The sequence below is a fragment of the Fundidesulfovibrio terrae genome, from assembly GCF_022808915.1.
In the GTDB taxonomy this organism is placed as follows: Bacteria; Desulfobacterota; Desulfovibrionia; order Desulfovibrionales; family Desulfovibrionaceae; genus Fundidesulfovibrio; species Fundidesulfovibrio terrae.
In genome coordinates, this window is the sequence record NZ_JAKZFS010000003.1 from 363,991 (window position 1) to 387,155 (window position 23,165).

The 23,165-nt window shown below is 60.1% G+C and carries 18 protein-coding genes; all 18 read left to right on the top strand.

The window, feature by feature from the left end; translation table 11 throughout:
- The first annotated feature begins 10 nt into the window (after positions 1–10).
- The 18 genes from ML540_RS12425 to ML540_RS12510 all read left to right on the top strand — a co-directional run bounded on the left by ML540_RS12425 (position 11) and on the right by ML540_RS12510 (position 23,077).
- Positions 11–1,300, top strand: coding sequence for an O-antigen ligase family protein (locus ML540_RS12425; protein WP_243361530.1), 1,290 nt, complete (start codon positions 11–13; stop codon positions 1,298–1,300).
- Positions 1,278–1,919: a GNAT family N-acetyltransferase gene (locus ML540_RS17970; protein ID WP_243361531.1), complete on the top strand. Its 642-nt coding sequence runs from the start codon at positions 1,278–1,280 to the stop codon at positions 1,917–1,919. The genes ML540_RS12425 and ML540_RS17970 overlap by 23 nt, the downstream gene beginning before the upstream one ends.
- Positions 1,916–3,124 carry a glycosyltransferase family 4 protein gene (locus ML540_RS12435; protein ID WP_243361534.1) on the top strand — a complete coding sequence of 403 codons (1,209 nt, stop codon included), beginning with the start codon at positions 1,916–1,918 and terminating at the stop codon, positions 3,122–3,124. Before ML540_RS17970 ends, ML540_RS12435 begins: the two co-directional genes overlap by 4 nt.
- A complete protein-coding gene (locus tag ML540_RS12440; protein WP_243361536.1) occupies positions 3,121–4,260 on the top strand; it encodes a glycosyltransferase family 4 protein in 1,140 nt (379 codons plus the stop codon). The genes ML540_RS12435 and ML540_RS12440 overlap by 4 nt, the downstream gene beginning before the upstream one ends.
- Complete coding sequence (locus ML540_RS12445; RefSeq protein WP_243361538.1) at positions 4,257–5,366, top strand: glycosyltransferase family 4 protein; 1,110 nt, start codon at positions 4,257–4,259, stop codon at positions 5,364–5,366. Before ML540_RS12440 ends, ML540_RS12445 begins: the two co-directional genes overlap by 4 nt.
- A 13-nt stretch (positions 5,367–5,379) precedes the next feature.
- Positions 5,380–6,489, top strand: a complete 1,110-nt coding sequence (locus tag ML540_RS12450; protein WP_243361540.1) for a glycosyltransferase — start codon at positions 5,380–5,382, stop codon at positions 6,487–6,489.
- Complete coding sequence (asnB, locus tag ML540_RS12455) at positions 6,489–8,447, top strand: asparagine synthase (glutamine-hydrolyzing) (protein WP_243361543.1); 1,959 nt, start codon at positions 6,489–6,491, stop codon at positions 8,445–8,447. Before ML540_RS12450 ends, asnB begins: the two co-directional genes overlap by 1 nt.
- 205 nt (positions 8,448–8,652) lie before the next feature.
- Positions 8,653–11,313, top strand: coding sequence for a hypothetical protein (locus ML540_RS12460; protein WP_243361545.1), 2,661 nt, complete (start codon positions 8,653–8,655; stop codon positions 11,311–11,313).
- Positions 11,310–11,927, top strand: a complete 618-nt coding sequence (locus tag ML540_RS12465; RefSeq protein ID WP_243361547.1) for an acyltransferase — start codon at positions 11,310–11,312, stop codon at positions 11,925–11,927. The genes ML540_RS12460 and ML540_RS12465 overlap by 4 nt, the downstream gene beginning before the upstream one ends.
- The gene (locus tag ML540_RS12470; protein WP_243361549.1) at positions 11,928–13,010 is read left to right on the top strand and encodes a polysaccharide biosynthesis protein; all 1,083 of its coding nucleotides are present in this window, start codon (positions 11,928–11,930) and stop codon (positions 13,008–13,010) included. It abuts the gene before it with no gap.
- A gap of 35 nt (positions 13,011–13,045) precedes the next feature.
- A complete protein-coding gene (locus tag ML540_RS12475) occupies positions 13,046–14,194 on the top strand; it encodes an NAD-dependent epimerase/dehydratase family protein (protein ID WP_243361552.1) in 1,149 nt (382 codons plus the stop codon).
- On the top strand, positions 14,185–15,180 hold the full coding sequence (locus tag ML540_RS12480) for an NAD-dependent epimerase/dehydratase family protein (protein WP_243361553.1): 996 nt from the start codon (positions 14,185–14,187) through the stop codon (positions 15,178–15,180). Before ML540_RS12475 ends, ML540_RS12480 begins: the two co-directional genes overlap by 10 nt.
- Position 15,181: 1 nt before the next feature.
- Positions 15,182–16,078 (top strand): exosortase/archaeosortase family protein, encoded by an 897-nt coding sequence (locus ML540_RS12485; RefSeq protein WP_243361555.1) that lies wholly within the window; start codon positions 15,182–15,184, stop codon positions 16,076–16,078.
- The gene (locus tag ML540_RS12490; protein ID WP_243361558.1) at positions 16,075–16,707 is read left to right on the top strand and encodes an exosortase C-terminal domain/associated protein EpsI; all 633 of its coding nucleotides are present in this window, start codon (positions 16,075–16,077) and stop codon (positions 16,705–16,707) included. Before ML540_RS12485 ends, ML540_RS12490 begins: the two co-directional genes overlap by 4 nt.
- A gap of 8 nt (positions 16,708–16,715) precedes the next feature.
- On the top strand, positions 16,716–18,797 hold the full coding sequence (gene prsK / locus ML540_RS12495; RefSeq protein ID WP_243361560.1) for an XrtA/PEP-CTERM system histidine kinase PrsK: 2,082 nt from the start codon (positions 16,716–16,718) through the stop codon (positions 18,795–18,797).
- The gene (gene prsR, locus ML540_RS12500) at positions 18,794–20,167 is read left to right on the top strand and encodes a PEP-CTERM-box response regulator transcription factor (protein ID WP_243361563.1); all 1,374 of its coding nucleotides are present in this window, start codon (positions 18,794–18,796) and stop codon (positions 20,165–20,167) included. The genes prsK and prsR overlap by 4 nt, the downstream gene beginning before the upstream one ends.
- Positions 20,168–20,286: 119 nt before the next feature.
- Positions 20,287–22,113, top strand: a complete 1,827-nt coding sequence (locus ML540_RS12505; RefSeq protein WP_243361565.1) for a hypothetical protein — start codon at positions 20,287–20,289, stop codon at positions 22,111–22,113.
- Complete coding sequence (locus tag ML540_RS12510) at positions 22,103–23,077, top strand: glycosyltransferase family 2 protein (RefSeq protein ID WP_243361567.1); 975 nt, start codon at positions 22,103–22,105, stop codon at positions 23,075–23,077. The genes ML540_RS12505 and ML540_RS12510 overlap by 11 nt, the downstream gene beginning before the upstream one ends.
- The last annotated feature ends 88 nt before the right edge of the window (positions 23,078–23,165 follow it).

The following is a 23,165-nucleotide window of genomic DNA, read 5'->3' on the forward strand; positions in this document are numbered from 1 at the left end:
GGAAGGAAACATGCCACAGATCGCACCGGCCGCCCCGGCCTCCATCACATCGCGACGCTCTCGCACCCGCCGCCTCAAGAGCAATGCCCCCGAGGCACTGCTGAACTATTGCGTGCTCCTGGGGCCCGGGCTGCTTCTCGTCATCAATGTCGCCAGGATCCAGGAGCTCCACCCGATCCTGGCGGGGCTGCACCTCGGGGCCATCACCGGCCTTATCTCGCTCTTGGCCATCTTCGCAGCCAAACCCGACAAGACCCTCAAGCCGATCATGGCCTTCACCCAGACCAAGATCTACATCATGCTCATCGCCATCGCGCTTCTTTCCATTCCCGGCGCGGTATGGCCCGGAGCCAGCTTCAGGTCCTTCATGACGGGGGTCCCGATAAAATGCCTGCTCTTCTACGCCATGCTGCGAGTCGTTCAGAAAGAGGAGGACTTCATCCTCCTGAACCGCGTTCTCGTCTATTCCGTTTCACTGGTTGCGGTGCTTTCATTCTTCACCACGGGGAAACGATTCAACGTTGGCAGCACATACGACGCGAACGACCTTGGCCTTATCTTCTGTTCCGTCTTTCCCTTGTCGTATTATCTCTCCCGAATATCGACAGGCATTTCTAAAATTTCCTCGACGATCTGCACGGTTCTAATTGTTATCGGCATCGTATCAACAGTTTCGCGCGGAGCGTTCATAAGCATCTGCATTGTTGCGCCATACACACTGCTCAGGGACAAGACCCTTGGAAAAGTAAAAGCCCTGGCCATGATCGGAGTCATCGTCGTATTATTCTTCGCTTTCGTCTCCGAAAGCCAGATGGAACGGTTCTCGACCATCCTCGAGCCGACTGAGGACTACAACTACACCAGCGGAGGCGGGCGCATCGAGATATGGAAGCGCGGGATGAATATATACCTCGAGAATCCGATACTTGGAATCGGCTTTGATGGATTCGTCAACGCCGACGGAACGCAACACCAATACGGGGCCTGGAAGACAGCCCACAACTTCCTCATCCAAATCGCGGCCGAGCTCGGAACCGGAGGACTCGTGCTGTTTCTTGCACTCATTTACACAAGCTACAAAGAACTTTATTCCTTCATGAGGAAGGACAGCTTCCTACAAGAAAAAGTAAAAACCTTCAGCATCGGCCTTGAGGCCTCGTTCCACGCATACGTCATAACGGCGATGTTTCTTTCTCAGGCATACTCGTCTGTCTTCCTATACCTCGTCGTATGCACCATGATTCTCTCCAGGATCAACATCATGAACAGAAAGGCCAGTGGTACACGTCGTGAGAAATAGACTGCTCAGCCTCAAATCTTTGCCCGAGACGCTTGAGGCCCACTACGGAAGTGGACCAATCAAGTATTGCAAGTTCATATACTACAGCATTCTTAGCATAAACAAGTTTGTCATAATGTTTGCATCAAAGAACGATTTCAATGAAAAACAAGCAGAGGAATATCGGCATCCGTGCATCGAAATACAGCAGAAAACACTTTCTGAATTCAGAGACGGAAAGCATCTCCCTCGTGAATACTACTTCGACAAGCAGGACGGGTCGATGCGTTGCTTCGCCGTAACGATGGACGGCACGCCGTGCCACATACACTGGGTCCACGGCAAAGGCGTGGCCGGAAGGTTTCTTATTCTCGGCGATGGTGAAGCGGAAATCAGCCATATCGTCACCCTGCCGGAATACCGTGGGCAGGGGCTGTGCAGCCAGTCCATCAGGCAGACGCTCGCGCAGCTTTTCCGCGAGGGATGCGAGCGCGTGTACAGCGTGGTGCATTCCGAAAACGCCGCATCCCTCAAGGCGTTGTCCAATGCGGGCATGACAAGGCTGAGGGTCGTCCACACGCTCGGACCTTTCAACAGGAGAGTCCGCCCGGGGGCGGACAGGGAAGGGGTGGGCCGATGAAGATTCTTGTCGTGAGCGCCAGGCTTCCCTTCCCGGCCGACGATGGCTGGAAGATGCGCACCTCCGCCCTGATCCGTTCGCTAGCCGCGCACGGCCATGAGGTGGACCTGCTCACTTACCTGAACGGCGAGGACGTCGAGACGTCCATGAACGGGCAGAGGGAATGCCTGCGCGAAATCGTGACCGTGGAGCGCGCCAAGTCATACGCCCCGACCGACCTGCTCCGGGGCTTGGTCATGCGCGAACCGTTTTCGGTGCACAACTGCCACCAGGAAGACTTCGGACTGGCCATGCGCGAGCTCACCCAGATCCGCCGCTACGACGCCGTGCAGGTGGAGGACGTGTCCATGGCCCAGTACGCCGTGAACGCGTCCATCCCGCTCAAGATCCTGGACATGCACAACGTGGAGTCGAGCCTCATGCGCCGCTTCGCGCAACAGGAAGAGTCCCCGGCCAAGGCCCTCTACGCCCGGCTCACCGCCCGGAAGCTCAAGCGGTACGAGCGCGACGTCTCCAGGAGTTTCGACCTGGTGACGGTGTGTTCCGGCGAGGACAAGGCGCTGCTCGAATCCATGGGCGTGCGCACCAAGGTGGAGGTCATCCCCAACGGAGTGTGGTGCGACGCCTACCAGCCCAGCCCGGCCGGCAGGGACGCGCAGGAGGCCGTCTTCATCGGGCGCATGGACTACCACGCCAACATCTCCGGGGCGCGGTTCCTGGTGCGGGAGGTCCTGCCGCGCCTGCTCGAAGTCCTCCCCGGGCTGCACCTGAGCCTGGTGGGCAAGAACCCCGTCCCGGCCGTGCGCGCCCTGGAAGGCCCGAACGTGTCCGTGTTCGCGGACGTGCCGGACGTGGCCCCCTTCCTCGCGCGGGCAAGCCTGGCGGTGGTGCCGCTCCTGGTGGGCGGCGGAACCCGCCTGAAGATTCTGGAGGCCATGGCTTGCAACAAGGCCGTTGTGTCCACCCGGGTCGGGGCGGAAGGGATCGCGGCGGCCGAGGGAACGCAGATCGTCCTGGCCGATTCGGCAGAGGATTTCGCCCAAGCGATGGTCCGGCTCCTCTCCGACGGCGACGCCAGACGCCGCATCGGAGACGCTGCCAGACGGTTCGTGGCCGAAAACTACGACTGGGGCATCATCGGCTCAGCCCTGAATCGCTGCATTGGCGACGCCCAACGGGAAAAGATCCGGGAGGAGCGGGCATGAAGACGGTCTTGGCCGCCATCGCCGCCGACCGGGCCACCGGTCCTGTGAAGCAGCTCGTCCAACTGGCGTCGAAGCTCAGAGAGCGCGGCTCGCACAGGATCGTCTTCGCCTGCACATGGCCCAAGGGGCTCCCCGAGCCCCCGCTCTTCCAGGACCTGCGAGGCCAGGGGCACGAGGTGCACGTCCTGGCCCAGCGTGCGGCCGTGGACCCGCTGCTCTTGTGCCAGGCGTCCAGGCTGATCCGGGAGACCGGCGCGCACGTGCTGCAGACTCACGGCTACAAGCCCAACGTCATGGGCCTCATCCTCTCCAAGGCCACGGGCAGCCCATGGGTGTCCTTTATCCACGGCAACACGAACGAAAACGCCAAGATCCGCTTCTATTTCAGGCTGGAGCGCCTCTTCGCCCGCCACGCGGACAGGATCGTTGCCGTCAGCGGCGTCATGCGCGGCAAGCTGGTGGAAGCGGGATTCCCCGGTGACCGCACTGTGGCCGTGCCCAACGCCGTGGCCTCCGCCGCTCCCGTTTCAGGGCCTGCCGAGGCCTCCACCGTGAACCGGGAGGATTTCGGGCTCTCGGCGCGCGACACCGTGCTCGGCGTGGTGGGCAGGTTCAGCCCGGAAAAGGGGCACGGCGTGTTTCTCGAGGCCATGAATCTTCTGAAGGGGCGCGACGGCCTCAAGGCCATCCTGGTTGGCGACGGCCAGGAAGAGGCGGCGCTCAAGCGTTTCTGCGAGACCAACGGCCTGTCCGGCCGGGTGGTCTTCGCGGGATACCAGCCGGAGATAGCCCCTTTCTACCGGCTGATGGACGTACTGGTCATCCCCTCGTTCAGCGAAGGCATGCCCAACGTGGCCCTGGAAGCCATGGCCTGCGGCCTGCCCGTGGTGGCCTCTGCAGTGGGAGGGGTGCCGGAGACGGTCCCCGACCGCGTCACGGGCAGGCTCGTGCCCCCCGGAGACCCCAGGGCCCTGGCCGAAGCGATCATCGAGACGGTGGATGACCCGGAAACAGCGCGGGCGTGGGGAGAGGCGGGATTGGCCAGGGTGCGGGAGCTATTCTCCCCCGACGCCCGGGCCGCGCGCATGGAATCGATCTACTCCGAGGCAGCGCGAAGACATGGAGGGACGGCATGAGCGCGAAGAAAGTGATGTTCATCAACTATCTCATCTGGTCTCCCGAGAGCCCCAACTTCAAGTTCAAGTACGAACTCTTCTCGCGCTGGTATACGGGCAGGATGCTGCACCTTTCCTCCTCCACCGGGGAGCAGAAGGCCGGCAACTTCCTGTTCACGTCATACCGCTATCGCGCGAATATCCTGGCAAGGCAGGCCGGCTACCTGCTTTACTGCCTGAAAACGGCCTGGAAGATGCGCCCCCTGGACTACATCGTGGCCTACGATCCGGGCATCTGCGGCTTCATAGGCCTGCTGGCGAGACTCATCGCCGGCGGCAAGCTCGTGGTGGAGGTGAACACGGATCATCTTTACACTCCCAAGGACGCAACCGTCGGGCTGTTCAGGCACGTGGCCGAAAAGATCAAACTCGCCCTCATGCGCCTGAGCCTGCCCAGAGCCGACGCGATCAAGTTCATCAACCAGCCCATCGCCCAAAACTACCGGAAGGTCTTCGGTTTGAACGGAGGAGGGCCGAAGCAGGCCACATTCTTCTCCTACATCGCCACCCAGGCGTTCCGGGAATCCAGGTCCGACGGCGGGTACATCCTCCTGGTGGGCCACCCCTTCGACATCAAGGGCGTCGACGTGATGCTCAAGGCGTTCCGGCGCATAAGCCCCGACTACCCGGACCTCAAGCTCAAGATCATCGGCCATTGCCCGGATTTAGGCCCCTATCAGGAGCTGGCTCAAGGCAACCCCAACGTCATCTTCAACAAGGGCATGGTCTACAAGGACATCATCGCCGAATTCGAGGGGTGCCGCTTCTATGTTTCCGCATCAAGGACCGAGGGCATTCCTCGAGTGGTCATCGAAGCCATGTCCTGCGGCAAGGCGGTCATCGGTTCACGGGCTGGCGGCATTCCTGAAGTGATCGAGGACGGGACGACGGGGCTCCTGTTCGAGTCCGAGAACGACGCGGACCTGGCCGCGAAGATGCGCATCCTGCTCGATGATCCCGAACGGTGCGGGCAAATGGGCGAGGCCGGGCTCACCCGCGCGCAGGCGCACTTTTCGCCGGACAACTATGCGAACACCTACCACCAGTTCCTGAAATCCCTGGACTGAGCGGAGCGCGGACGTGGCCAGAAAACGTATTCTTCAGGTGGTATACTCATTGGGTGTCGGCGGCTCCGAAATGGTGGCCCGCGACATCGCGCTGGGCCTGACGCAACTTGGCTGGGAAAACGCAGTGTGCGCCCTGGAGCAGGATGGAGCGTTGCGGCACGAATTGGAGAACGCCCACATCAAAACGTTCGTATCCGGCCGCACCGGAGGGGTCTGGAAAACGATGCTCGAGGTTTTTCGGATCATCCGGACAGTGAAGCCGGACATCGTCCACACCCATCATCTTTATGAGCTTTTCTACGCCTGGCCCGGCGCGGTCGTTTCCGGAGCCAAGATCATCCATACCGAGCATGAACGCTTCTCGCTGGAGCCCATTCACAAACGGGTGATGCTGCGTGTGCTTGCCGCCCTGTGCAGCATGGTGACAGTTGTCAACGAAGACGTGGAAAACTTCCTACTGACCAAGGTCCGCATTCCCAAAAAACGCATCGCGCTGATCCGCAACGGCGTTGATGTGAAGCGGATCAGCAACGCTGAAGAGGTGCGCGAGTCTTTGGGATTGGACGCGGATAAACCTGTGGTCGGCATTGTGGCGAGGCTTGAGAGCGAAAAGGACCATCACATGCTTTTGAGGGCGTTCGCCCTTGTTGTCGCGGCTGTGCCTGACGCGCAGCTTCTCGTGATCGGTGAAGGATCCTTGCGGCGCGGCCTCGAATCGTTGGCCGAAAGCCTCGGTATCCAAGACAACGTGCACTTCCTCGGCGTGCGCAGAGACATTCCCGAGCTCATGAAATCCTTGGACGTCGCGGTCTTGTCATCCAAGGCGGAAGGGCTGCCGCTGTGCATCCTCGAAGCGATGGCGGCCGGTAAGCCCGTGGTGGCCACCCGGGTTGGCGGGATCCCCGACGTCGTGCGCGACGGACATACCGGCCTGCTCGTCCAACCCGGGAGCGAAACGGACATGGCCAGGGCGATCATAACGCTGCTGACCGACGACTCCCTGCGTGAGCGATACGGCCTGGAAGGACAACAAACCGTTACCAAGGACTACAACGCGAGCCGAGCGCTCGACCGTTATATTGGCCTCTACGCGGACGGAAACTCCAAATCGAGGGTCATGTAATGTGCGGCATCTGGGGATTGAAAGACAAGAGCCTTGCGGTGTCGCTGCGCATGGAGATGGCGAAACGCTCGAACGAAATCCTCAAGCACCGGGGACCCGACGACTCCGGCGAATGGCACGACGACGAGCACGGGCTGAGCCTGACCCATAGGCGCCTGGCCATTCTCGACCTCAGCGAGCACGGCCGGCAGCCCATGCTGTCCGCATCCGGCCGATACTGCATGGTGTTCAACGGCGAGGTGTACAATTTCGAGCGATTGAGAAAACAACTGCGCGACGAAGGCCATGCGCCCGAATTCCGCGGAGGTTCGGATACCGAGGTCATGTTGGCCTGCTTTGACGCCTGGGGCGTCGCGGAATCCGTCCGGAAATTCATCGGAATGTTCGCGTTTGGAGTCTGGGACCGCGTCGAACACCGTTTGTGGCTGGCCAGGGATCCCATGGGGATCAAGCCGCTCTACTACTTCATAGACGGGGACCGGATCGCCTTCGCGTCCGAAATCAAGGGACTCGTGTTCATGGAGGATGAACGCTTGTCGATCGACATGCAGTCGACCGCCTTGTTTCTGAAATATGGATACGTCCCGGCACCGCGCTCGATCTATACAAGCATAAAGAAGCTCCCCCAGGGCGGCCTGTTGTGCTGCGACTTCACCCCGGACGGCCGGCTGACGAACCAGGTCAAGACTCGCTTCTGGTCCCTGCAGGATTGCGCCAGGCAAGGAATGCTCTCCCCGTTCACCGGAAGCGATGAAGACGCCGAGGACTGCCTGAGCGCTCTGCTGAGCGACTCGACAGGCATGTGCATGATCTCCGACGTTCCAATCGGGGCCTTTTTGTCCGGAGGCATAGACTCCTCCTGCATTGTGTCGCTCATGCGCCAATTCACGCCCCATAAAATTAGGACGTTCACGATCCGCTTTGACGACGCGGCGCACGACGAATCGCAACACGCCCGCGCCGTGGCGAACCACCTCGGCACCGAGCATACCGAATTGCTCGTCACACAAAAGGATCTCCTGGAGTCGACCCAAACACTGGTCGAATCGTTTGACGAACCCTTTGCCGATTCGTCTCAAATCCCGACGTACGCCGTCTCCAGACTCGCCCGCGAGCACGTGACCGTCATTCTCTCCGGAGACGGGGGCGATGAACTCTTCTGCGGATACCCGAGCTATGCAACCTGCGGATCGCGCTGGGAAATGGCCAGCCACTTGTCTCATGACCTTAAAACAATGCTTGGATCCATACTGCGCCGCGTTCCAGACAACGTTTTCGACAACACAAAATTGCTTTCGAAATTTTTCAAATCACCAACAAACATGGGATCGGAAAAAATCGACACGTTAATCGCGCTCCTGGATGCGCGCAGTCCTCATGAGTTCTATGACAATGCGATCACGCCCTATAAGCGATACGAAGACCTGCTCTCGGCGAAGTCCCCAAGGCGGCTCCCGCCTGCGGGGCTGGAGCCGCCGTCCGGTCTTTCTCCAATTTCAAGCATGATGTTCCATGATACGACGACCTTCCTCCCCGACGACATACTGGTCAAGGTGGACAGGGCAAGCATGGCTGTCGCATTGGAGGCTCGGGTTCCCTTCCTGGACCACAGGGTCGTCGAGTTCGCCTGGTCCTTGCCTCTTCGAAACAAGCTGCGCGGAGGAATCCACAAATACGTGCTGCGGAACCTTCTCTACCGCCATGTCCCCAAAGATATCGTGGACCGCCCCAAAAAAGGATTCACGATTCCGCTGGCCGCATGGCTCCGGGGGGCGCTGCGCGATTGGGCGGATGCGGAACTCTTCGACAAGGGTGCGAAAGAGTCCGGCGTGCTCTGCATGAAGTCCGTCCAACGTCTTTGGAACGAACACCAGGACCGCCGCGCCGACAGGAGCTCAATCCTGTGGGGCCTTATCGTTCTGACACGGTTCCTGCGGTCGAGGAATGCACATGCATGATGTGACTTCATGGTACAGCATTGACAAAGGCCGCTCTCCCCTCGCGCCGGGCGGCATGCACGAGGACACGCAGCGGGAAGTGGCGCCTGGGTGTTCCTGCGGCACAGGGACACAGGGTCACACAAGCCAACGTTCAGGAGTGACGACAATGGCGACAAGAACAAGAGATATACGGTGGCGCGTTTGCACTCTGGCAAAGCTGGTCATGCTGGGTGCAATACTGCTTTCGGCATGGGGCAGCCCCGTGCTGGCCGAAGAGGTGAAACTGACGGTGAACAATCCGGAACAGGCCAAGTATGAAGCCTATCCCGTCACCTCGGGAGTACCGTTATCCGAGGCCATGGGGGTGAAGGGCACTGGCGAACTTGCCTTGCTGGACGCAAGCGGCAAGCCGGTTCCGGCCCAGTTCAAGGTTCTGGCGCGCTGGGGGGAACTGAACGACGCGAGCAAGCCGATCAAGTGGGTCCTGTGCGACTTCCAGGCAGATGTCGCGCCCCGCGGCAAGGCGGCCTACACTCTCAAGACGGGACAGGCATCCCCTTCGACCCAGGGCGTCCGCGTGGAGGAAGGCAAGGACGCCATCTCCGTGGACACCGGGGCCGTAAGCTTCAAGGTGTCCCGCAAGGGATTCAGGAACCTGGAGGACGTGAGCGCGTCCGGAGGCGGGGCTCCCCTGGCCGGAGGGCCCGACGGTGGTCTGACCATCATCCGCAAGGGTGTGGCCTACCGCTCCGCCCTGGGCAAGGGCGAGGCCGTGGTGGAAGAGAACGGTCCCATGCGGGCGGTGGTGCGGGTGCGCGGCACCTTCGCCGACACCCAAGGCAAGACGTTCACCGGCGGGGACGCCCGTCCCCAGCTCAACCAGCCCAACGGCGCCCCTGTCAGCGAGAACATGGCCCTGACCTACACGGTGCGCATCTTCGCCTTCAAGAACAAGAGTTTCGTCAAGGTCGAAACGACCCTCGAGAGCAACGGCAACTCCATCCATACCTACTTTCCGGTAAACGACGTCTTCCTGGACGGATTCACCCTGGCCATGCCCCTGCGCCAGGGCGACTGGCAGGCCCGCTTTAGCGACCAGAAGGGCCAGGCCGGGAAAGGTTCCGTCCTGCAACTCCACCGGGACACCGACCCGAAGGACGACTCCAGGAACTTCTACTATATGGAGACGGTCCAGGGTAAAAGCGCCGAGCATCCCGGCAAGTATCCGGGCCTGGTCAAGGCTTCGTCCGGAAACGGCGAAGTGTCCGCCTTCGTGGAAAACTTCTGGGAGCGCTTTCCCAAGGCCCTGGAGCTTTCGGACTCGGCCCTGGTGGTGGGGCTCCTGCCGGATAACCCGGCCATTCCGGATGAGAAGACGCCCTATCTGACCAGCTACGCCACCGGCAGGCACTACTTCAGCGGCAGCTGGCACATGACCGACACCACCTGGTACGACTTCAGCGCGCAGGCCGGAAAGCTCGACCCGGCCAAGACGGCAGCGTGCTTCGCCGCGCCGCTTTTCGCGACCTGCGAACCGCGCTGGTACGCCCAGTCCGGGGCCTGGAGCGTTTTCGCCCCGGCCAGGTTCAAGACACAAGACTCCACGGTGAACAAGGCCCTGGAGATGTATGAGGCCATGGTGACCATGCCGGTGGACAAGTCCATCGTCGGCAAGGACCTGGACACCCTCCGGGAACAGCGCGCGCTCGGCCGGAGCTGGTTCGGCTGGGAAAACTACGGGGACTGGGCCCACAAAAGCGGTCTGTTCTCGTCGCTCGGGTACGACTGGCCGTACATCATGTGGCTGCAGTTCATACGCTCCGGCAATGACAAGTTCCGTGAAAAGGCCTTGGAGATGACCCACCACAGCATCGACATGGACCAACTCCACGGCGGTCAGACCGAAGGAATCTGGAACTGGGAGCTGATAGGTCCGCCCGCGCTCGGCTGGCATCACAAAACGACCCAGAATGCGGGCTTTATGGCTTCGCATACGTGGAACGGCGGATACACGCTGGGATACTTCCTCACGGGAGACATCCGCTACCAGGAAGCGGCCGCGCGCAGCGCAGGCGCAGCCAAGAGGATCTGGGCCAAGGTCATCGCCGGGGGAAACTGGGCGGTGAACCAGACCCGCTGCCAGGGATGGAGCATCCTCCTGCTCACCAACCTGTACCGCATAACGGGCGACAAGACGCTTCTGACGGAGGCCATGCGCATATTCACCGGGAGCCTCCTGTACACGGAACAGCTGCCTGACATGCCCGGTAGCGGCGGAAAGGGCTACATCACTGAAACCGGTTCGTTCAACGGACTCTACAAGGGGGAGGCCATCGTGACCATGCTGACCTATCCCCTCGAACCACTTTGCGAATTCCACATGGAGGCTTCCCGGGCTGGCCTGGATGTGTCGACGCTGGAGAAGTACATCATCCGGAGCCTGGATTTCCTGAAGGACAAGGCCTTCGTCGGGGGCGAAACCAAGAACGGCAGATATGCCGTGCTCTCGCTCTCCTACTCCACCTCTCCAGACAATCCGGAAAAAAACACGGGGGGCCAAGTGGGGCACAACGTCCTGGTGGCCGGCCCACTGAGTTATGCAGCGGCCAACCTGCTGAAGAACGAACCGGAGAAGGCCCAGGCGTACACCGCGTTCGCCCGGAAGATCTTCAGGGATGCGATGTTCTTTTTCGAAGCGGAAAAGGCATCGAAAAACGATTTCCTGTATTCGCTGGACCACCCGGCGCAGGTCCACTGGCCCTGGCTTCCCGTAGCGCCCAAGGTGCTCGGATGGGTCGGGAGAGGCGGCCAGTTCTACCTGAGCCAGGAGTACGCCCGCGCGGGACTGGCCGGGAAACAACATACCGCCGGTGGAAACAAATGAAGACGACCCTCAAGCGAACGCTGCACATCGTCGCCAAGGTCGCGACGTTTCCGGCGGCTGCCTTGGTCCGGATCGCGGACCGACCAGGAGGGGAACACCGGATGTTCAGGGGCCTCTCGCAGCTCATGAGCCTCGTCCCGGGTACCTTGGGGTCCGTGCTGCGTAGCGGATTCTATGTCCAGACGCTCACGCGCTGTTCCTGGGAGGCGACCTTCGACTTCGGAGTGCTGTTCTCCACGCCAGACTCCGAGATCGAGGACCACGTCTACATCGGCCCGTACACCATCGTATCCAAGGCGCATATCGGGCGCGACACCATCATCGGCAGCTTCGTCAGCATCACCAGCGGCAAGTCCACGCACCACTTCGCGGATGCTCATACCCCCATACGGCTCCAAGGGGGATCGCATGACGGGGTGCGCATCGGCAACGACTGCTGGATCGGAAACCAGGCGGTCATCATGGCCGACGTCGGCGACGGATGTGTGGTGGGCGCAGGCTCGGTTGTGGTGAAGGACGCCGAGCCCGGCCACGTGGTGGCGGGAAACCCCGCCAGGACGATCAAGGAACGAAACGATCCCGGCACCGTCCAGGCGCCGGCCAGGAGCGCGTAAATGAATGCATCCGCCATGCTCGCGGGCAAGAGGGTCCTGATCACCGGCTGCTGCGGCACCGTGGGCAGGGAACTGGTCGCCCACATACTCACCCAATACGGTGTGAAGGAACTGCTCTGCATCGACAACAACGAGAGCGCGACCTTCTTCATGGAACAGGAATGGCTGTCTCACCCCCATGCGCACTTCTTCATCGGAGACATGCGCAACGCCAAGAGGATGCTCCAGTTGATGGAAGATGTTGACGTCGTATTTCACGCAGCGGCGTTCAAGCATGTCGGGTTATGCGAACGCTCTCCGACTGAAGCCGTGGAAAACAACATCCTCGGAGTGCAGAACATCATTGAGGCAGCGATCGCAAACCACGTCGAACGCGTGATCTTCACGAGCTCGGACAAGGCGGTCAACCCCACCAACGTCATGGGGACGTCCAAACTCATGGGCGAACGGCTCATGACCGCGGCCAACAGTAACCGGAGAAAAGGCGGAACCGTGTTCGCCTCCACCCGTTTCGGCAATGTGCTGGGCTCCAGGGGATCGGTCATTCCCATCTTCCGGGAGCAAATCCGGGCGGGAGGCCCCGTCACCCTCACCGACGCGGACATGACCCGATTCATCATGAGCATCGAGCAGGCCGCCCGCCTCGTTCTGGATTCTTCCGCCCTCGCCCGAGGAGGCGAAGTCTTCATCACGAAGATGCCGGTGATCAGGATCAAGGACCTGGCCGAGGTAATGATCCGGGAGATTGCCCCCCGGTACGGCCATGATCCGGCGAGCATTCCCATCACGGAAATCGGCGCGAAACCGGGTGAGAAAATGTACGAGGAACTCATGAGCCTCGAAGAAACCCGGCGTGCGGTCGAGCTGACGGACTACTTCGCCGTTCTCCCAGCATTTCATGGCCTGTATCGGGAAACGGCCTACGACTACGACGACATTGTTCCCGGCGTCGTGACCAACCCCTACAACTCGTGCAACGAGCCGCCCATGACCCAGGAACAGCTCACGCGGTTCCTGTACGTGAACAAGCTGCTCGAAGAGCCTGTCGAGGGCTCTCACCCCGCGCAGAGGCATTGGCCCTAAACGCGGCAATCGCATCGATCACCAGGAGCAACACCATGAAGATACTGATATTGGGTGGCGATGGTTATCTCGGATGGCCAACCGCCATGCACCTTTCGGCCAGGGGCCACGACGTGGCCTGCGTGGACAACTATCTGCGCCGCAACCTCTGCTCCAACGAGGATGGAGACCCGCTTTTCCCCACGCCCCGGCTGCCCGAAAGGGCATCGATCTGGAAGTCCGTCTCCGGGAAGGACGTCCAGGTGTTCATCGGCGACCTGACGCAGTGGGATTTCGTCAGTGAGGTGTTCAGGGCGTTCACGCCCGACGCCATCGTCCACTACGCGGAGCAGCCTTCGGCTCCCTACTCCATGCTCAGCCGAAGGGCCGCCAGCCTGACCTTGGCCAACAACCTGCAAACCACGGCCAATTGCGTCTTCGCCGTTCGCGAATTTTGCCCCCAGGCCCAGATCGTCAAGCTCGGCACCATGGGCGAATACGGCACACCCAACATCGACATCGAGGAAGGCTGGCTCGACGTGGAGCACAAGGGGCGCCGCCAGCGTTTCCTATACCCGCGCCAGGCCAGCAGCCTCTACCATACCACCAAGATCATGGACACGGACATGCTCTGGTTCTACGTGCGCACCTGGGGCCTTGCCGTGACCGACCTGATGCAGGGCCCGGTCTACGGCATCACCACCCAGGAATCGGGCAGCGACGAGCGCCTGATGCCTTTCTTCAACTACGACGAGCTGTTCGGCACAGTGCTCAACAGATTCCTGGTGCAGGCCGTGGCGGGCGTCCCCCTTACGGTCTACGGTTCCGGCAAGCAGATCCGCGGATACCTCAACATCATCGACACCGTGAACTGCGTCCGGCTGGCCCTGGAAAAGCCGGCCGGCCCGGGCGAGCTGCGCGTCTTCAACCAGTTGACCGAAACCTTCGACGTCCTCACCTTGGCGGACATGGTCCAAAAGGCCGGCAACGCCATGAACCTGGACGTGCGCGTCCAGCACATCCCCAATCCGAGGAAAGAGGCCGAGGAGCACTACTACAACCCGGCCTACACCGGGCTCGCCGACCTGGGCCTGAAACCGACCCTGCTCACGGACGAAATCCTGCGGTCCATGCTGCAGCTGGTGCTCAAGCACAAGGCGTCCATCCGTCCCCAGAGCATCTTCAGGGGGGTCAAATGGGCATGAACTGGCTCATCACGGGCGGCGCCGGATTCATCGGCCGCAACCTCGTCTCCTCGCTTCTTGGTGAAGGAGGGCACGCCATCCGCATCCTGGACGACCTGAGCGTGGGGGACAGGGACGGCCTTGCCGAGGTCTGCCGTTTTTCCGAATGCGGCCCCGCCGCTCTTGCCGGATTCCCCGGGCCTGGCGAGGTCCAGTTGGTCCCGGCGAACATCCTCGATGAACACGACACCGCCAGCGCCTGCGGCGGCGCTGACGTGGTGGTGCACCTGGCGGCCAACACAGGGGTGGGACCGTCCGTCAAAAATCCCAGATGGGACTGCAAGGTCAACGTGCTGGGCACGCTGAACTGCCTGGAGGGCGCCCGCCAGGCTGGAGCCAGGCGCTTCGTCTTCGCCTCCAGCGGAGCCCCGGCCGGAGACGCGCCCCCCCCCATCCGCGAGGACATCGTTCCGCGCCCCATGTCGCCTTACGGGGCGAGCAAAATGGCCGGAGAAGGATACTGCTGCGCCTACTGGAAGTGTTTCGGAGTTCCGTCGGTGTCGCTCCGGTTCAGCAACGTCTACGGTCCGCTCTCCAGCCACAAGTCCAGCGCGGTTGCCAGCTTCATCTCGGCGGCCCGCAAGGGCGAGCCCCTGGACGTGTTCGGTGACGGCCTTCAAACCAGGGATTTCCTGTACGTGGACGACCTGGTCGAGGCGGTCAAGAGCTCCGCAGTGCGAGAGGACGCCGCGGGCGAAACATTCCAGATCGCAACCGGCGAGGAAACCACCGTGAACAGCCTGGTGGCCATGCTGGTGGAGGCGCTCGCGGCCAAAGGCCTGCCTCAGGCCGCAGTCAGGCACCTCGGAGAGCGCCAGGGCGACATGCGGCGCAACTACTCGGACACCTCAAAAGCCCAGCAGATGCTCCACTGGAGGGCTAAGGTCGGGCTCAAGGAGGGGCTAGCCAGAACCGTTGACTGGTTCGCCGCTCGAGGAGGTCATTGACATGGACGCGACGCTCAGTCCCAAGCTCTCCCCGCCCCAGGGGCCGCAGGGAGGTTCCGTCGCGACGCTCGCGGCCCTGGTCAGGTCCCAGTACCCGTTGATGCTCCTGGCCCTGGCCTCGGTGGCGGCCGCCTACTGGTCCATCGTGCACGGCATGGTACTGGACTGGATGAACGACGAGAACAGCTCCCACGGGTTCATCGTCCCGGTGGTTTCCGCCTATCTGATCTGGCAGCGCCGGGAACGGCTCATGGCCCAGCCGGCCAAGCCCAGCGCCATGGGGCTTGCCATCGTCGCCATGGGAGCGGCCATGCTCCTCCTGGGGTGGCTGGCCACGGAATACTTCACCATGCGCTTCTCGCTCCTGGTGGTGTTGACCGGGTGCGTGGTGTACTGGGCCGGGTGGGGGGTCCTGGGCGTGCTGGCTGGCCCCATGGCCTACCTGACGCTCATGATCCCGGTTCCGGCCGTGCTCTACGACGCGTTGGCCTTTCCCCTGAAGCTCTTCGTCACCAAGGTGTCCGTGGTCGTTTTGAAGGCCCTGGGAATACTGGTGGTGCGCGAGGGCAACATCATGGCCTTCCCCAACATAACCCTTGAGGTGGTCAACGCCTGCAGCGGACTGCGCTCGCTCACATCGCTTTTGGCGGTGGGCCTGGCCTACGTGATGCTTTTCGTTCGCCCCTTCAAGGAGAAGCTGGCCATCGTGGCCCTCATCTTCCCCATCGCCCTGGCCGCCAACATGGTCCGGGTGATCGGCACCGGCATCCTGGCCCAGCACTTCGGCGAGGCCGCAGCCGAGGGCTTCTTCCATGAATTCGCGGGGCTGGTCATCTTCCTGACGTCCATCGCCATGCTCATGGCCTCCCACCGCATCCTGTCAAGGTGGTTCCGATGAAGACATACCTCCGCTACCTGGCCATCGTGGCCGTGATGGCCTTCGCGGGCGTGTACATGGCCACCCACCATGACCAGCCGAGCCCGCTGGCCAAACCCCTGGCCGAATTCCCCACCCAGGTGGGCGACTGGACAATGATCCAGAACTCCCGGTTCGACCCGGACACCTTGCGGATACTCAGGCCCACCGACTACATGGCCAAGCGCTACCAGAGAAAGGACGGAGCCGTGGCCGACCTCTACGTGGGCTACCACGACGGGGCCAGCAAGGCCGGGCCGCTCCACTCGCCCAGGAACTGCCTGCCCGGCTCCGGCTGGTATGAGGTCTCCACGGAGCCTTCCCCGGTGAACCTCGCGTCCAGGACCCTGGACACCGTCACCGCGGTCTACCAGAACGGGGCCGACACCGAACTCTTCATGTACTGGTTCGAGGTGGGCGGGGTCGCCATCACCAACGAATACGCCCTGAAGATTCAAGAGGTGCTCCACTCCATCCGGAGTGGGCGGCGGGCGGCCAGCTTCATCCGGATCTCCGTGCCCATGCCGGGCGACAAGGCCAAGGCGTCGGAACTGGCCGAGGATTTCCTGAAAACCGTGCAGCCCGTGCTGGCGCAATTCCTCCAGTCGTAAGGACGGCCATGTCTCCCGGACCAGTCCAGACCGTTCTCCTCCTCCTGTGCACCGGGCTTTCGGTGGCGCTGGCGGCCAGCCTGTTCCTCAAGCCTGGCATGGGCTACGTCCGGTGGTACGTCATCGCCGGCGTTGCCGCTTCGCTCTGCCTGGACGCTCTGGGAGTCTGGGGTCTGCCGGGAGACTCGGGCCTGGCCTGGACCGGCCCGTACATGGCGGTGGAACTCACCGGGGCCGTCACCTGGATGCTCTTCAGCAGGCGCTACGCCAGGCCCAAGGAACAGTCCCTGAGCCCAGCCCTCTCCTGGTTCGCGGTGGCCGCCATCGGGACCGCCGCCGGGATATGCGCCGCTCCGGCCGGAATCCTGGCCGTCCGGGCCGCCGCGCAGAACGGCCCGGTGTTCTTCCTCTCCGCCCCGGGATTCCTCGTCCGGTGCGCCACGCTCACGGTGCTCATCATGTCGCTCACGGCCCTGGAGGCCACGCTGGTCAACTCCGTGCACGGGCAGCGCTGGAGGATCAAGTTCACCATCCTCGGATGTTTCTCCATCCTGGGGTCGCATCTCTTCACCCTGAGCCTGGGGCTTCTCTACCACACCCTGGACACCTCCCTGGCCCCGGCCCGCCAGACCGGATTCGCCATCGGCACGGCATTCCTGCTGTATTCGTCGCTCTTCCGGGGCGGGGAGGCCCCGGTGGCGGTGTCCAAACGCCTGGCCCGGACCTCCGTGGTGCTCTTCGGAGCCGGGGCATACCTGCTCTTTCTCGGGGCCCTGGGCCTGGCCATGAGCCTGACGGGCAGCGCCGGCAACCGCGCGCTGCTCCTGGCTCTGGGGATCGTCTCCGGAGTGGGCCTGCTGACGCTCATGCTCTCGGAGCGGTTCCGCCGCAAGTGCACACGGCTTCTGCAGCACTATTTCTACAAGGAAAAATACGACTACCGCACCCAGTGGATGTCCTTCACCAACAGGATATCCAGCGTGCGCAGCCGGGACGGACTCTACCAGGCCGTGCTCCTCGGGTTCTGCGAGACGTTCGGCATGGGCGGCGCGGTGCTCTACCTCAAGGAGCCCGGCGGCCAGGCCATGGTTCCGGCCACGGTCTGGGAACTGGACCACATCATCCCCCCTCGCCTGGATTCCAAGGACGGACTCGTCCGCAGGCTCCAGGACGGCCTCGCCGCCGTGGACATCCGCCAGGGGATCAGCTCTGCCAGCGAGCAGACGGCGGCCTTCCTGTCAGAATCCCAGGCCAGTTTCGCCGTGCCCCTGCTGCAGGGAGAGTCCCTGGAGGGCCTGATCCTCATGCTCAAGCCCATCGACGAGACTGAGGAGTTCAACCAGGAGGATTTCGACCTCATGGAAGCCCTGGGCAGCCAGGCAAACGCGGCGATCCTGAACCTGCGGCTGGCGGAACTGCTCACACAGGCCCGGGACATGGAGGTCATGGGCAAGGTTTCCACCTTCATCGTCCACGACCTGAAGAACCTCGTCTACACCCTGTCGCTCATCGTGGACAACGCCAAGCGCTACATCCAGGACCCCGCTTTCCAGCAGGACATGCTCAAGGGTCTGGAGAACACCGTGTCCAAGATGCACGTGCTCATCTCGCAACTGAGACAACTCCCCACGCGCGAGAACCTGTCCATGGAGACGGCCGACCTCAAGCAGCTGGTCAAGGAGACCTTCAAGCACGCCTCCCTGGACGCCCTGGTCTTCGACGGGGACACCGTCGCGGCCGAGGTGGACCGGTCGCAGCTCCAGAAGGTCATCCTGAACCTGGTGCTCAACGCCCGCGAAGCCAGCCCGGCCGGAGAAACCGTGCGTGTGGAGACGGGTTTCGACACAACCCCGTACATCAAGGTTATCGACAACGGCCCCGGGATGAGCGATCGTTTCATCAGCGAAAGTCTTTTCCAGCCATTCAAGACCACGAAATCCAAAGGGATGGGTATCGGTTTGTATCAGTGTAAGCAGATCGTCGAAGCACATGGCGGCACCATCGAGGTTTCGAGCGCGCCGGGAGTAGGGTCGGAGTTCACGGTGCGCCTGCCTGCTCCGGATGCCGCGACACAGCTGGAGGGCGCATGAATCGCACGCTTCTGATCGTGGACGACAACGAGGACGTCCGCCAGCAGCTCAAATGGGGCCTGTCTTCAGAGCCCTACACCCTGGTCTTCGCCCAGGGCGTCGAGGAGGCGTTGGAAAAATTCCGCGAACACTCCCCCCAGGCCGTCACCCTGGACCTGGGCCTGCCCCCCAGGACCGAGGACGCCTCGCAGGGATTCAAGTGTCTGGAGGAGCTGCGGCGCATCTCGCCCACGGCCAAGATCATCGTCATCACCGGCTTCGACTCGCGCGAGTACGCCCGCCGCGCGGTGGACCTGGGCGCCTACGACTTCTTCCTCAAGCCCATCGACCTGGACGAGCTCAAGGTGATGATCCGCCGGGCCTTCCATCTCTTCGAGATCGAGCAGGAGCGGCCCGCCCGCAAGTCCGCCGCCCCCAGGGCCGTCCACCCGGCCGGCATGATCGGGGATTCCACGCCCATGCGGGAGGTGCTGGCGCACATCGAAAAGGTGGCCGCTTCGGACGTGCCGGTGCTCATCCAGGGTGAATCCGGCACGGGCAAAGAGCTGGTCGCCAGGGCCATCCACGAGCTCTCCCCGCGCAAATCCGGCCCCATGGTCTGCATCAACTGCGGCGCGGTGCCAGAGAACCTCATCGAGTCCGAATTCTTCGGCCACGAGCGTGGCTCATTCACCGGCGCGGTATCCACGGTGCGGGGCAAGGTGGAGTATGCCGACAACGGCCTGCTCTTCCTGGACGAGATCGGGGAACTGCCCGCCAACCTGCAGGTGAAGCTCCTGCGCTTCCTCCAGGAGATGGTCTTCCAGCGGGTGGGCGGGCGCAAGAACCTGGAGGTCAACGTGCGGGTGGTGGCGGCCACCAACATCGACATCCAGGAGGCCATGCGCAACGGCAGCTTCCGCGAGGACCTTTTCTACAGGATCGGCGTGGTTTCGCTGAAGCTCCCGCCGCTTCGGGAGCGCGGCAAGGACGTCATCCTGCTGGCCGAGCACTTCCTGCGCAAGCACCACGAGGGCACTGGCAGCGCCGTCTCGGGCTTCACCCAGGACGCCCTGGACGCCCTCTCCAGCCACTCCTGGCCGGGCAACGTCAGGGAACTGGAGAACACCGTGCGCCGGGCCATGGTGATGTCGAACTCAACCACGATCTCTGCCGCCGACCTGGGGCTCACTCCGGAGTGCCCGAGCGACCTCGGCTCTCCCATACCGGCCAACGCCACCCTCAAGGAGGCCCGGTCGCTGGTGGAGAAGCAGATGGTGGAGGCCGCGCTGGGCCGGTCGGGGGGAAACATCCTCAAGGCGGCGGAAGCCCTCGGGATCAGCAGGCCTACCTTCTACGACCTGCTCAGGAAGCACGGCATCGCCCTCTGACGCGGACTTTTGCGGCAAACGTGCGTGATCGCCGTGGGCCGGTTCATTCTTCGGGATCTTATGCCATATTCGTCAATACTGCCGAACGACGGGACGAAATTGCCCCTTGAGAAACAACAATGAGCACCAGAAAAATCGTTCCGGAAAATATCCTTACATACGTATTGCTAGGCGTTTCCGCCGTAGTCCTGGCCATTGCATATGCGCGAGGCCAAGGAAAATGGGGGGACATCATCATTGACTACGGCAGGGAGTTGTACATTCCATGGCAAATAAGCAAAGGAAAGTCGCTTTACCTTGATGTCGCGAACTATTTCGGCCCTCTCTCATCATATATTAACGCGAATATATTCACAATATTCGGCACATCAACTCGTGTCATTCAGAATTTCAACTTCGTAATTCTAATACTAACATGCATATTAATATTTAATACTATAAAATTTGCATCCAGCGACAAAATAGCTTCGGTATGCGTGCTCGTATTCTTGCTATTCACGGGGACCAGCACCTATGAAAGCTTGAGAAATTACAACTTCATATCGCCATACTCGCATGAACTCATGCACGGATTATTCCTTGGCTTCGTAATAGTTTTCCTCCTCACAGCACGCCAGCGAATCATACTGCGTACATCCATATTCCTCATCGGGCTTTTCCTTGGGTGCATTTCCATCGCGAAGTCAGAAACTTTCTTGGCCACTGCCGCAGCCCTGCTGTATTATTTGACGGCGACCATCCAGACCAACGAGCACAGGATTCATGCTAGAGGAGTATTCTCTTTCCTTCTCGGCTTCATATGCGTTCCAGCGTTGTTCCTCATATATTTATCCTCAAAAATGCCCATTTTGGAGACGATTCGATCATTGACGTTGATGTACACCTTGCCGTTTTCCCCTCCGGAACCGATGAGGGTGTTTTTCTCAAACATCAGCGGCAGCGCCAACCCGGCAAAACAACTCGGAATGATGGCGACATCGTGCCTGCTTATATTCTTATTGTATTACGTCTATCATTTGATCTCCAAAAAAATTCAACCTTCAAGCCCCCTGCGAAAGGCACTGCTCCTTCTGTGCTACCTGACGCCGTTCATTGCGATCGCCGCAAAACACGCACAGCCTGATTTTCCCTCAAAAATTTCGACAACGTTCCTACCGCCGTTCCTTGTTATTGCATTTTTCAAGCTGCACAGCCTCATCAGGTCGAATGCCCACCAGATGAGGCAGAAATTGATCATCCTTAACACGCTCACTGTTTACTCGCTGGCGATGATGTTAAAAGTTATTTTAAATCCAACTCCGGATTACTATTCCTCCTTCCTTATCTTACCAGGGCTGCTCACCTTCACAGCAACCACGCTCTGGCTCGTTCCGCACCTTCGAGCACCTTCCGAGAAATTCCCGATATACCTTTTAGCTCCACCTTTGATCATGCTCTTCATGGTTATTTATCCAAAAGCACGACTTAGTGCGACAATATTCAACGCACCAGCCTGGATCACGCAAGTTGCGAGCACTCCAGACGAGATATCTGTAAACAGATCGCAATCAGATGTTATTATTAAAATACTACATTATATTAAAAGCAACAAAAAAGATAATGACACGTTATCAGTGATGCCTGAGGGCATCGGACTGAACTATCTTCTGCGCATGGACAATCCAACTAAATTCATCAACCTTGCTCCTCCTGAATGGTTCACGTTTGGTGGAACGCGAATAGAAAAGGCGTTTACAGCAAACCCTCCGAACTGGATCGTACTCCTCCACAGGGACAACATGGAATACGAGACGGATTACTTTGGAAAAGGCTACGCACAAAACATCATTAGCTGGATCAAAGAAACATATGCGTGCGAAGCCTGTTTCGGTGCACCTCCATTTGAAACGAAAAATGGATTTGGAGCATGCATCTACAGGCTCGCAAACAAACAGAATGAACCGTGATCCCGGAATTTCTATGAGCCCAAAAAAAATTTCCGTCATTATTCCCGCATACAATGCCGAACCATTTCTGCAGGAAGCGATCCAAAGCGTCCTCGACCAAGACTACCCCGATATCGAGTGCATTGTCGTCAATGACGGCTCCACGGACGGGACGGAGGACGTTGCTTTAAGTTTTGGGGACTCCATCACATACATTCGACAAAACAACTCAGGTTGCGCCGGCCCCCCGCGCAACACGGGAATTGACGCTTCAACAGGAGAATACCTCGTATTTTTCGATGCAGACGACATCCTTCTCCCCGGATCATTAAGCATACAAGCCAAGGCACTCGACGATAACCCCTTATGCGGAATCTGTACCACGGACTTCTGCAACTTCAACAACCAAGGAGTCATCGGAAAAAGCCACCATCATTCATTTTGTCCATCCTTCAGAAAACTAATTCAAGAAAAAAACCAACTTGTTCTTGATTCACACGAATCACTTTCTGCACTTTTAAAAGAAAATTTCATCGGATGCTGTCATGCAATGATCAGAAGGAGCATGATAGAGGACAAAACGAGATTTGATGCACGATTGTTTGGCGCTGAAGACTTTCATTTTTACTATAGAATAATATCAAAAACGTCACACATAATAATTTCAACCCCATACATGCACAGGAGAATCCACGAGAACAACGCCACGCACCAGATGGAAAGAATACTGAGTGACCACTTAATTTGTCTAAAAATGCTTTACGATATCGAGGATGACAAAATATTAAAGAGAAAAATTCTCAATCTGTCTGCTTCACTCGACACTGAACTTCTCTGGCATTACAGCAACGACGGGAATACTCGCAAAACTGTCCAGACATGCATTCGCATTTTGCGTCAGTCTCACTCACCCAATGCCATAAAAGCCACCGCAAAGGCACTTTCCCGATGTTTCATACGGCGTCTCTCGCCCAGAACAGTCTAATACAAAAAACGTTTACCACGAAATCTGGCCAACAACAGACACCCGGAAATGCAAAACAAAGAAAGCCCAGGAATTTTCATTCCTGGGC